Source organism: Pseudomonas sp. MF6755 (assembly GCF_016405635.1).
Classification (GTDB): Bacteria; Pseudomonadota; Gammaproteobacteria; order Pseudomonadales; family Pseudomonadaceae; genus Aquipseudomonas; species Aquipseudomonas haemolytica.
In genome coordinates this window covers 125,035-136,869 of record NZ_JAEKDA010000004.1, presented here as the reverse complement: position 1 = coordinate 136,869, position 11,835 = coordinate 125,035, and the positions used below count along the sequence as shown (strand labels likewise).

Annotated in this window: 9 protein-coding genes and 2 tRNA genes; 7 read left to right on the top strand and 4 right to left on the bottom strand. The window is 60.4% G+C overall.

All coding sequences use genetic code 11. From position 1 onward, the window contains the following. Window positions 1–20 precede the first annotated feature (20 nt). The 7 genes from hfq to JFT66_RS06235 all read left to right on the top strand — a co-directional run bounded on the left by hfq (window position 21) and on the right by JFT66_RS06235 (window position 8,632). Complete coding sequence (gene hfq / locus JFT66_RS06265; protein ID WP_034117442.1) at window positions 21–281, top strand: RNA chaperone Hfq; 261 nt, start codon at window positions 21–23, stop codon at window positions 279–281. 12 nt (window positions 282–293) lie between these two features. Further along, window positions 294–1,595 carry a ribosome rescue GTPase HflX gene (hflX, locus tag JFT66_RS06260; RefSeq protein ID WP_034117443.1) on the top strand — a complete coding sequence of 434 codons (1,302 nt, stop codon included), beginning with the start codon at window positions 294–296 and terminating at the stop codon, window positions 1,593–1,595. Between the two features lie 96 nt (window positions 1,596–1,691). Continuing rightward, complete coding sequence (gene hflK, locus JFT66_RS06255) at window positions 1,692–2,867, top strand: FtsH protease activity modulator HflK (RefSeq protein ID WP_034117444.1); 1,176 nt, start codon at window positions 1,692–1,694, stop codon at window positions 2,865–2,867. Further along, window positions 2,867–3,733, top strand: coding sequence for a protease modulator HflC (hflC, locus tag JFT66_RS06250; protein WP_017849753.1), 867 nt, complete (start codon window positions 2,867–2,869; stop codon window positions 3,731–3,733). Before hflK ends, hflC begins: the two co-directional genes overlap by 1 nt. 293 nt (window positions 3,734–4,026) lie before the next feature. After that, the gene (locus JFT66_RS06245; RefSeq protein WP_034117445.1) at window positions 4,027–5,214 is read left to right on the top strand and encodes an ATP phosphoribosyltransferase regulatory subunit; all 1,188 of its coding nucleotides are present in this window, start codon (window positions 4,027–4,029) and stop codon (window positions 5,212–5,214) included. 54 nt (window positions 5,215–5,268) lie between these two features. After that, the gene (locus JFT66_RS06240; RefSeq protein WP_034117446.1) at window positions 5,269–6,558 is read left to right on the top strand and encodes an adenylosuccinate synthase; all 1,290 of its coding nucleotides are present in this window, start codon (window positions 5,269–5,271) and stop codon (window positions 6,556–6,558) included. Between the two features lie 139 nt (window positions 6,559–6,697). After that, window positions 6,698–8,632, top strand: a complete 1,935-nt coding sequence (locus JFT66_RS06235) for a methyl-accepting chemotaxis protein (protein ID WP_198858981.1) — start codon at window positions 6,698–6,700, stop codon at window positions 8,630–8,632. A gap of 98 nt (window positions 8,633–8,730) precedes the next feature. Here JFT66_RS06235 and JFT66_RS06230 read toward each other — a convergent pair whose 3' ends face one another. From JFT66_RS06230 to JFT66_RS06215, 4 genes are all read right to left on the bottom strand, one after another. Next, complete coding sequence (locus JFT66_RS06230; protein ID WP_153838739.1) at window positions 8,731–10,284, bottom strand: ABC transporter permease; 1,554 nt, start codon at window positions 10,282–10,284, stop codon at window positions 8,731–8,733. After that, on the bottom strand, window positions 10,284–11,309 hold the full coding sequence (locus JFT66_RS06225; protein ID WP_034117449.1) for an iron ABC transporter substrate-binding protein: 1,026 nt from the start codon (window positions 11,307–11,309) through the stop codon (window positions 10,284–10,286). Before JFT66_RS06225 ends, JFT66_RS06230 begins: the two co-directional genes overlap by 1 nt. Before the next feature lie 144 nt (window positions 11,310–11,453). Beyond that, window positions 11,454–11,540 (bottom strand) — tRNA-Leu (locus JFT66_RS06220). Window positions 11,541–11,719: 179 nt separating this feature from the next. Next, window positions 11,720–11,806, bottom strand: a tRNA-Leu gene (locus tag JFT66_RS06215). Between the last annotated feature and the right edge of the window lie 29 nt (window positions 11,807–11,835).

Genomic DNA, 11,835 nt, shown 5'->3' with positions numbered 1-11,835 from the left:
TCCTTAAAGGAGTGCGGCACATGTCAAAAGGGCATTCGCTACAAGACCCTTACTTGAATACTTTACGTAAAGAGAAAGTTGGGGTTTCCATCTACCTGGTCAACGGTATCAAGCTGCAAGGCACGATCGAGTCATTCGACCAGTTCGTTATCCTGCTGAAAAACACCGTCAGCCAGATGGTTTACAAGCACGCTATCTCGACAGTCGTTCCAGTTCGTCCAATCCGTCTGCCTAGTGCAGCAGGTGATGAACCGGGTGACGCTGAGCCAGGTAACGCTTGATAGGAGTCTCCTTTGTTCTTTGAGCGCCACGGTGGTGGTGAGCGAGTAATCCTCGTTCACTTGGATGGACAGGACCCTGAGGCGCGCGAAGATCCGCAGGAGTTTCAGGAGTTGGCAAATTCGGCCGGCGCCGAGACCGTTGCGTTTTTTAACGTGCCGCGTCATCGGCCAACCGCCAAATACCTGATTGGCAGTGGCAAGGTCGAGGAGTTGCGCGACCTGGTTCATGCCGAAGAAGCCGATCTGGTGATCTTCAATCACATTCTCACGCCCAGTCAGGAACGTAACCTCGAACGTGTTTTCGAGTGTCGCGTAATCGACCGTACCGGCCTGATCCTCGATATCTTTGCCCAACGCGCCCGTACCCATGAAGGCAAGCTCCAGGTCGAACTGGCCCAGCTTGACCACATGAGCACCCGGCTGGTTCGCGGCTGGACTCACCTTGAGCGCCAGGGTGGCGGTATCGGCATGCGCGGCCCGGGTGAAACCCAGTTGGAAACCGACCGGCGTTTGCTGCGGGTTCGCCTGCGCCAGATCAAGGGTCGCCTGGAGAAAGTACGCAGCCAGCGCGAGCAGTCGCGCCGTGGTCGTTCCCGTGCGGATATCCCTACCGTTTCCCTGGTGGGCTATACCAACGCCGGCAAATCCACGCTGTTCAATAACGTGACGAAATCGGACGTGTACGCGGCCGACCAACTGTTTGCCACCCTCGACCCGACTTTGCGCCGTCTGGATATTGACGACCTGGGGCCGATTGTCCTGGCCGATACGGTGGGTTTCATTCGTCACTTACCCCACAAGCTGGTCGAGGCATTTCGGTCTACGCTCGAAGAGTCGAGCAATTCCGACCTGCTCTTGCACGTGATCGATGCGGCCGAACCGGATCGCATGTTGCAGATTGAGCAGGTCATGGTGGTGCTGGGCGAGATTGGCGCCCAGGACTTGCCGATCCTCGAGGTCTATAACAAACTCGATTTGCTTGAAGGCGTTGAGCCACAAATCCAGCGCGACGAAAACGGCAAGCCCCAGCGGGTCTGGTTGTCGGCGCGTGATGGCAGTGGTTTGGAGCTGCTTGAACAGGCCATTGCCGAATTGCTCGGCAGCGATTTGTTCGTCGGCACCCTGCGCTTGCCGCAGCGGTTTGCTCGGCTGCGTGCACAGTTTTTCGAGTTGGGCGCGGTACAGAAAGAAGAACACGACGAAGAAGGTGTCAGCTTGCTGGCCGTTCGATTGCCGCGCTCGGAACTCAATCGGCTGGTCAGTCGAGAGGGTGTTGTACCGGCAGAGTTCATCGAACAACACACTTTGCAATAAAAGCCTCCTAAAGCGGTTGTGCCGCAGTAGCAGGCATTCTGTAGCATTAGTCGGCGCGCCGTGGGTGCGTCTTTGCTTTATCAGATGGAGAGCGCTATGGCTTGGAATGAGCCGGGTGGCAACTCGAATAATCAGGATCCTTGGGGTGGTAAGCGCCGCAATAACGGCGACCGCAAGGGGCCACCGGATCTCGACGAGGCCTTCCGAAAGCTGCAGGAAAGCCTGAATGGGTTGTTCGGTGGTGGGAAAAAACGCGGTGGTGACGAAGGCGGTCGCACAAGCAAGGGCGGCGGCTACGGCTTGCTGGGCCTGGGTCTTGTCGTGCTGGCAGCCGTCTGGCTGTACAGCGCCGTATACGTAGTGGACGAGCAGGAGCAAGCCGTGGTGCTGCGCTTCGGCAAGTACTACGAAACGGTCGGCCCTGGCCTGAACATCTACTTCCCGCCGATCGACAAGAAGTACATGGAGAACGTCACGCGTGAGCGTGCGTACACCAAGCAGGGCCAGATGCTGACCGAAGACGAGAACATCGTCGAAGTGCCGCTGACCGTGCAGTACAAGATCAGCAACCTGCAGGACTTCGTGCTGAACGTTGATCAGCCGGAAATCAGCCTGCAGCACGCAACCGAAAGTGCCCTGCGCCACGTGGTGGGTTCCACCGCCATGGACCAGGTGCTCACCGAAGGTCGTGAATTGATGGCCAGCGAAATCAAGGAGCGTCTGCAACGCTTCCTCGATACCTATCGCACCGGTATCACCGTTACCCAGGTGAACGTACAGAGCGCAGCGGCACCGCGTGAAGTGCAGGAAGCCTTTGACGACGTGATTCGCGCCCGTGAAGACGAGCAGCGTTCGCGTAACCAGGCTGAAACCTATGCCAACGGCGTCGTGCCGGAAGCCCGTGGTCAGGCCCAGCGCATCCTTGAAGATGCCAACGGTTACCGCGACGAAGTGGTCTCCCGCGCCAAGGGTGAGGCGGATCGCTTTACCAAGCTGGTTGCCGAGTACCGCAAGGCACCTGAAGTCACGCGTGAGCGTCTGTACCTGGACACCATGCAGGAAGTCTTCAGCAACACCAGCAAGGTTCTCGTGACCGGCAGCAAAGGTGGGCAGAACAACCTGCTGTACCTGCCGCTGGACAAGATGATCGAAGGTGGTCGTAGCGGCACCAGCGCACCGTCCACCGGTTCGAATGCCGCTGCCAATGAAGCGAGCGCCCGTGCGGCCGCTGACTTGCTGCAACAGCAAACACGTACCAGGGAGAGTCGTTGATGAGCAATAAATCGCTGACCGCCCTGATTGTGGGCGTCGTCGTGGTCATCGCTGCCTGGAACTGCTTCTACATCGTGGCTCAGACCGAGCGTGCGGTGCTGCTGCAATTCGGTCGCGTGGTCCAGGCGGATGTCCAGCCGGGCCTGCATGTGAAAGTCCCCTACGTCAACCAGGTGCGCAAGTTCGACGCCCGCCTGATGACCCTGGATGCACCGACACAGCGTTTCCTGACCCTGGAAAAGAAAGCCGTGATGGTTGACGCCTACGCCAAGTGGCGCGTCAAGGATGCCGAGCGCTTCTACACTGCTACTTCCGGCCTCAAGCAGATTGCCGACGAGCGTTTGTCGCGTCGTCTGGAATCGGGCCTGCGTGACCAGTTTGGTAAGCGCACCCTGCACGAGGTGGTATCGGGTGAGCGTGATGCGCTGATGGCTGACATCACGCGTTCGCTGAACACAATGGCGGAAAAAGAGCTGGGTATCGAAGTCGTCGATGTCCGGGTCAAGGCCATTGACCTGCCCAAGGAAGTGAACCGCAGCGTGTTCGAACGTATGAGCACCGAGCGTGAGCGTGAGGCCCGTGAGCACCGCGCCAAGGGTAACGAGTTGGCCGAAGGTATCCGTGCGGATGCCGACCGTCAGCGCCGTGTCCTGCTGGCAGAAGCCTATCGCGAGTCTGAGGAGGCCCGTGGTGATGGTGATGCTCAAGCGGCGTCGATCTACGCCAAGGCCTACGGCCAGGACCAGGAGTTCTACGCGTTCTACCGTAGCCTGCGCGCCTACCGTGAAAGCTTCGCGAACAAAACCGACGTCATGGTGCTGGACCCAAGCAGCGACTTCTTCCGCTACCTGGAAAAGTCCAAGTAACCAGCCTGTGATTCTGTAGGGCGCACTCCGTCGGGCGGCTAAAATGCCTGGCGGGGTGATCCTTTCAGAAAACGGGTGTATGATGCGGCAGCCGGGAAATTCCCGGCTTTTTTGCGTCTGCATGTTTGATTCGGCAGGCGTGACAGGTTTTTCGAGGAAAGTGCCCGACGAGGCCGTTTGCAGGCCGTTCGTCACGTCGCTCTTGCGCGTGGTTTATGCAATGGGCGGGTATTTTCTGCTTCACTCAAGGCTCGGCCGAGGGCTGGCCGCCCGGATCATAGGGGAATGGCGTAATGGCAACGGTAGACCGCTGGCTGCTGCCAGATGGCATCGAAGAAGTACTGCCACCAGAAGCTGCGCGCATTGAAGTAGCGCGTCGCCAGGTGTTGGATCTGTTCCAGAGCTGGGGTTACGAGTTTGTCGTGACTCCCCATATCGAGTACCTGGAATCCCTGCTGACCGGCGCGGGCCAGGACCTGGATCTGCGCACCTTCAAGGTCATCGACCCGCAATCGGGCCGGCAAATGGGGTTCCGTGCCGACATCACGCCGCAAGTGGCGCGCATCGATGCGCACACCCTGCGCCGCGAAGGCCCAAGCCGCCTGTGCTATGCCGGCAGCGTGCTGCATGCCCAGCCACGCGCCTTGTCGTCCTCCCGTAGCCCGATCCAGTTGGGCGCCGAGTTGTACGGCGATGCCAGCCCGAGCAGCGATGTTGAAGTGATCAGCCTGATGCTGGCCATGCTGCAACTGGCTGATGTGCCGGATGTCCACATGGACCTGGGCCATGTCGGTATCTACCGTGGCCTGGCCCGTGCGGCCGGGTTGTCCGGTGAAGTGGAGCAACAATTGTTCGATGCCCTGCAACGCAAGGCCATCGACGAAGTGATCGCCCTCACCGAGGGTGTACCTGCAGAGCTGGCCGGCATGCTGCGTGCGCTGGTTGACCTGTGCGGTGGCCGCGAAGTGCTGGTGGCTGCGCGTGAGCGTCTGGCCAAGGCGCCGGCGCCGGTATTGGCGGCACTCGATGACGTGCTGGCGATTGCCGAGCGCTTGTCGGCGCGTTTCCCGCAGCTGCCGCTGTATTTTGATCTGGGTGAGTTGCGCGGCTACCACTACCACACAGGTGTGGTGTTCGCGGTATTTGTCCCGGGTGTTGGCCAAGCCATCGCCCAAGGTGGTCGTTACGACGATATCGGTGCCGACTTCGGTCGTGCGCGTCCGGCCACTGGTTTTTCCACCGATTTGAAAACCCTGGTGACCCTGGGGCGTGCTGAGGTCGAGCTGCCGTCTGGTGGCATCTGGATGCCCGACAGTACGGACGCAGCGCTCTGGCAGCAGGTTTGCCAGTTACGCAGTGAGGGTCAGCGTGTGGTCCAGGCTTTGCCTGGGCAGCCATTGGCCGCCGCCCGTGAAGCGGACTGCGACCGGCAATTGATTCAGCAGAACGGGCTTTGGCAAGTATCGCCACTGGCTTCTTGAGTTTTCCTGCCGGCCATCGCCGGCACCAAGTTTGCGCGAATGAGGACAAGTGTTATGGGTAAGAATGTCGTAGTCCTGGGCACCCAATGGGGTGATGAGGGCAAAGGCAAGATCGTTGATCTGCTGACCGAACATGCTGCCGCCGTAGTGCGCTACCAAGGTGGCCACAACGCTGGCCACACCCTGGTCATCGATGGCGAAAAAACCGTCTTGCACCTGATCCCGTCGGGCGTGTTGCGCGAAGGTGTGCAGTGCCTGATCGGCAACGGCGTGGTGGTTGCACCTGACGCCCTGCTGCGCGAGATCACCAAGCTGGAAGAGAAAGGCGTACCGGTGCGCGAGCGCTTGCGTATCAGCCCATCCTGCCCGCTGATCCTGTCCTTCCACGTTGCGCTGGACCAGGCCCGTGAAAAGGCCCGTGGCGAGCTGAAGATCGGTACGACCGGTCGCGGCATCGGCCCAGCCTACGAAGACAAGGTTGCACGTCGTGGCCTGCGTGTGGGCGACCTGCTCAACATGCCGCGCTTTGAAGACAAGCTGCGTGAACTGGTGGATTACCACAACTTCATGCTGGTGGGTTACTACAAAGAGCCAGCCATCGAGTTCGAAAAGACTCTGGCCGAGTGCAAGGAATACGCTGAGCTGCTCAAGCCGCTGATGCTGGACGTGACGGCCGAGCTGCACGACCTGCGTCGCGCTGGCAAAGACATCATGTTCGAAGGCGCCCAGGGTTCGTTGCTCGACATCGACCACGGTACCTACCCGTACGTGACCAGCTCTAACACCACCGCGGGCGGCGTTGCCACCGGTTCGGGTGTTGGCCCGATGTTCCTGGACTACATCCTGGGCATCACCAAGGCCTACACCACCCGTGTTGGCTCGGGTCCATTCCCGACTGAGCTGTTCGACGACGTCGGTGCACACCTGGCCAAGCAAGGTCACGAGTTCGGCGCGACCACTGGCCGTGCTCGCCGTTGTGGCTGGTTCGACGCCGTTATCCTGCGTCGCGCTATCGATGTGAACAGCATCTCGGGCATCTGCCTGACGAAGCTGGACGTACTCGACGGCCTGGAAACCATCAACATCTGCGTCGGCTACAAAGATGCGCAAGGCAACGACGTTGCTCCGACTGACGCTGACAGCTACGTAGGCCTGCAGCCTGTGTACGAAGAAGTGCCGGGCTGGACCGAGTCGACCGTGGGTGCCAAAACCCTAGAAGAACTGCCAGCCAACGCCCGCGCCTACATCCAGCGCGTGGAAGAGCTGATCGGCGCACCGATCGACATTATTTCGACGGGCCCGGACCGCAACGAGACCATCGTTCTGCGCCACCCGTTCGCTTAATAAACTGTTGATGTAAAAAGCAAAGGGCTCCTTCGGGAGCCCTTTGTCGTATCTGCGGGCCAAGCGGCACGACCCTTGCTATGTTTCTCTCTTTCGCGGTGCTATCAAAATAATGGCACCCGTGGTGGAGGGATTCCCGATGTCTGCCGTTCTCTCATTGTTACAAAGCCGTCTGTTGCGGCCGGTGTTCGTTACCCTTGGTATCGCTCTTTTGGTGCAAGTGCTGGTAGCGGTCGCTCTGACGCGGAGCACTGTCACCGCGCTAGAGGCGGATTTGGGCAATCGCCTTGGCATCGATAGCCAGAAGCTGTCTGGCGAATTGGCCCAGGCTGGCAAGGAAGTCACGTCCAGCCTGGACAGCTTGTCCACCAGCACCCGCCAGCGCCTGACAGCCGGGCTTTCCACGCGCCTGCAGGAAGAGCAGAAGCAACTGCGTGCGACCCTGGAAAAAGACCTGCAGGACTCCGCCAACGACATGGCGCAGCTACTGGCCTCGGTGGCACCCCGCGCCATGTGGGACAGTGATGTGCCGACGCTGTCCGAGTTTGCACGACGCGCCCAGCGCAATCCCAACGTGCTGTTCGTGGTCTATGACGATGCGGCAGGGGAGCACCTGACCCGTTACCTGAATCGTGAAAACCCGATCAACCAGGCCCTGCTGGCAAAGGGCGCAGGTGAGCGTGCCCTGGATAAAGTGCTGGATGCGGCAAAGACAGATCCTTCGGTGTATTACGTCGAAGCCTCCATCAGCCCCAACGGCGTGGAAATCGGCAAGGTGCGCATGGGCGTGTCCACCGCCGCGGTCGAGGCCGATCTGCAAGCATTGGATAAGCGCTTTGCCGCGCTGATCGCCAGCGGTGATCAGCTGGTGGGCGACAGCCTCAAGGGGGCTGCGGCTGACAGTGCCAGCGCCATGGGCGCCAGGCTGCAATCGGCGCAGGCCACCGCTACCCAAATGACTGCCAACACCGCCAGCGCCGTGCAAGAGGCGGCAGGCACCCTGCGTTGGCGCATCGGCATGGGCCTGGCTTTGGTGGGGCTTGGCGTGTTGCTACTGATCGCCATCGTGCTCGGTCGGCGCGTGGTCAATCGCCTGAAGCTTCTGATCGCGGCCATGGATGACCTGGCGGCAGGCGAGGGCGACCTCACCAAGCGCGTGCAGATCAACAGCAAGGACGAAATCGGTGATATGGCCTCGGCGGTCAATCGCTTTGTGGATAAGTTGCAACCCATCGTGCGTGAGGCGGGCGAAGTGGCCCAGCGGACCGGCGTGGAAATCGGCGCCATGACCTTGCGCAATGCTGGCGCCGACGCCGCGGCTGGCCTGCAGCGCGACGAAGTGGCTGAGAGTTTGCGCGCACTCTCGCAAATGGCCGACGAGGCCCAGGCCGAAAGTCACGCGATGCAGGCAGCGTTGCAGCAGGTCGTGGATATTCGCCAAGCCACGGATGAGAACTCGCGCACCTCGGCCGAAGTCGGCAGCTTGATCGAGGCGTTAGCGGGGCAGGTCCAGGCCGGTTCTTTGGTCATCGAGCGCCTCGCGCAGCAAAGCGAGCAAATCGAAGTGGTGCTGACCGTGATCCACGGCATCGCCGAGCAAACCAACCTGCTCGCCCTCAACGCGGCTATCGAAGCGGCACGAGCCGGCGAAACCGGACGCGGCTTTGCGGTGGTGGCGGACGAAGTGCGTGCGCTGGCCAGCAAGACCCAGAGCTCCACCGGCGATATCCAGGCGCATATCGTGGCGTTGCAGCAGGGTGCGCGTGAGGCGGTGGAAACCATCGGCAAGGCTGGGCGCCAGGCCAATGAAGGTTTGCTGGTGTTGCGCGACAGTGTGCGCTTGCAGCAGACGGTGCAGGCTTCGGTGGAGCAAGTGCACGCGGCCATCGGCCTGGCAACGCGCGCAGCCGAGCATCAGGCTCAAGGCGCGCATGCGGTGCGCGGGCGGGTCGAAGTGATCCACGCCCAGGCAGAGCGTGCGGCGCAGGCGGTGGTAGAGACTACGGCCAGTGGCAAGGTGCTGGATGGGTTGGCGGCGCAGTTGAAGGCGAGCCTGGGGCAGTTCCGGGCTTAACGCTGTCTGTGCCGGCCTCATCGGGAGCAAGCCCCCTCCCACACTTGAATGTGTTCACAAATCAAAGTGTGGGAGGGGGCTTGCTCCCGATAGCGATCTCAGCGGCTCAAGTACATGCGGGTTGTTAACAGATACACCGGCAACCCTGACACCAGTATCAACAACGCCGCATAAGGCGCCGCCGCCGCAAACTCCACATTCGAGGTATGCGCCCACACGGCCGTCGCCAAGGTATTCAGCCCCGTGGGGCTCAGCAGCAACGTCGCCGTCAATTCCTTCATCGCATCCAGAAACACCAGCGCAAACGCCGCGCCCAATGCCGGGAAAATAATCGGCAATGTCACCCGACAAAACGCACTGAGCGACGACGCGCCCAGCGTACGTGCGGCCTCTTCCAGCTGTGGCGCCGCCTTGTTCAGTGCCGTACGAATCGGCGCCTGGGCCAACGGCAAAAACAGCAACGCATAAGCGATCAGCAATAACGCCGAGGTCTGGTACAACGCCGGCACGTAATGCAGGGCGAAGTACACCAGGGTCAGCGCGATCACCAGGCCGGGGAGGGCATGCAGCAGGTAGGGCAGGCGTTCAGCCCAGATCGCCAGCTGGCCTTTGTAGCGCACTACCAGCAGGCCCACCGGCACCGCCAGCACCAGGCACAATGCCGCGCCGCCCAGTGACAAAGCGAGCGATGAGAGCAGCGCCTCACCAATCTCAGCCAGTGGAAATGCAGCGGAAGAGCCTACCGCCAGCCAATAACCGAGCATCCCCAGCGGAATGCCGCTGCCAATGATCGCCAGTGCCAGGCAATACACCTGGCCCAATGGTGCCCACTTGCCCAGCTGGACCTGTTCGGCATGTCGCGCCGCACCCTGGCCGATGCGCACATGCCGGCCTTTGCCACGCACTCGCAGCTCCAGCCACAGCAGAGTCAGGCACATCACCAGCAACACCGCCGAGAGCATCGCCGCATTGGCGTTGCTGAATTCCAGTTCGAATTGCTGGTAGATCGCCGTGGTGAACGTCTGCAGGCCGATGATCGACAGCGCGCCGAACTCCACCAGCATGTGCAGGGCAATCAGCAGCGCTCCGGCCAGCAACGACGGCCATAACAATGGCAAGGTGACGCGAAAGAACACGCCCCAGCGGTTCAGCCCCAATGTGCGGGCGGATTCCTCAAGGGATGGGTCCAGGTTGCGTAATGTCGCCGCGACCGGAAGAAACACCAGCGGGTATTTGGACAGGCTCATCACCAGGATCGCGCCGCCGAGCCCTTCGAAGTTGGCACTCAACGACACCCAGGTAAAGCTGCTGACAAACGCCGGCACGGCAAACGGCAGGCACAGGATCACGCCCCAGATGCGCCGCCCCGGCAGATTGCTGCGCTCTAGCAGCCAGGCCAGGGACAGGCCGATCACGCCGCAGGTCACGGTCACGCCGACCATCAGCGCGAGGGTGTTGCGCAGCAGGCCAAAGACGTAGGGCCGCCACAACAGATGCACCGCCTCCGCCCAGCCCGCCTGCCAGGCTTTGAGCCCGACATATGCCAACGGCAGCAGGCTCAAGCCGACCAGCAGCAGCACCGGCAACAAAAGCCAGACCGAAGGGCGTTTGCGCCGGGGGCTGAACGCTGCAGCGGATAGCGATGGGTTCATCAGTTCAAGCCAACGTCACGTTCCAGGTCCAGGGCTTCTTCGGCGTTGCCAAGGTCTGCAGGGGTGACTTTCGGCGGTTGCAGCTCGCTGAACGGCTTGAGGCCACGGTTGGATTCCATGCCCTTACGCAGCGGGTATTCGGCCGACGTATTGGTGATCACGCGCTGGCCTTCTTCACTGGCCATGAAGGCGAGCAACTGTTGGGCTTCCTTGGGGTGCTTGCTGGATTTCAGTGCGGCAGCGGAAGACACGGTGATCAGGCCGCCGGCATCGCCATCAGTGAAATAGTGCAGTTGGGAGTCCAGATTGGTTTTTTCCTTCTTCAGGGCAAACCAGTAGTAGTTATTCACCAGCACGGTGGCCACTTCGCCGTTTTCCACGGCCTTGAGGGCGACCATATTGTTGCTGTACACCTTGCCGAAGGCGCGCAGGCCAGTCAGCCATTCTTCTGCGGCTTCGCGACCGTGCAGCTTGATGATCGCCACCGCTTGTTCCTGGAACGCACCGCTGGTGGGTACGAAGCCGACCTTGCCTTGCCATTCGGGGCCGGCGAAATCCAGTACCGACTTGGGCAAGTCTTTTTCAGCAATCAGTTTTGGGTTGAAGGCCACGACGCGGGTGCGGGCGGTCACGCCCATCCAGTCGCCGTTACGGCCAACATAATCCTTGGGCAGCACATCGAGGGTGCTGGCATCGATCTTCGCCAGCAAGCCTTGCTCGCCGAGTTTGTTCAGCGGCGGCGATTCTTCGGTGTAGATCACGTCGGCAGGGGAGCGGTCACCTTCTTCGACGACCTGGCTGGCCAGCTGGTTGCTGCTGCCTTTGCGCACGTTGACGTGGATGCCGGTCTTGGCTTCGAAGGCCTTGGCGAGTTCATCGCCGACTTCCTTGTGTTGGCCGTTGTACAAGGTCAGGGCGATCTTGTCGGCGGAATAGGCGGCGGGCGAGAGCAGGGTCAGGCCGAGCAGGGTGAGGGTCAGGCCACGCAGAAGAGATGTTTTGAGTCGGTTATCGCGGATCATCATCCGAAGTGTTCCTCGCTATATGCAACAAATCATTGCAAGGATAAACGATAAAACTTCTCAAGTGCGGGCGGAGGGGGAAATCGCCTGGGATGTTTTCAAACCCCGGAAACGAAAAAACCCGCTTTCGCGGGTTTGATCTGAATTTGGTGCCCAGGAGAAGACTCGAACTTCCACGACCTTGCGATCACCAGCACCTGAAGCTGGCGTGTCTACCAATTTCACCACCTGGGCTTTATCAAGCAACGTTGCCGCTGTTGATGGGGCGAACTATACGGCGGGCATTTTGATCTGTAAACCCCTGATTTGAAAATATAAATCAAATTTTTTCGTTGGAAATCAAAGGCCTGAAACGCAAAAACCCGCTTTCGCGGGTTTCTGGAGACTCAAGGTTGAAATCTTGAGTTTGAAATTGGTGCCCAGGAGAAGACTCGAACTTCCACGACCTTGCGATCACCAGCACCTGAAGCTGGCGTGTCTACCAATTTCACCACCTGGGCAGCATCAACAACGTTGCCGTCGTCGATGG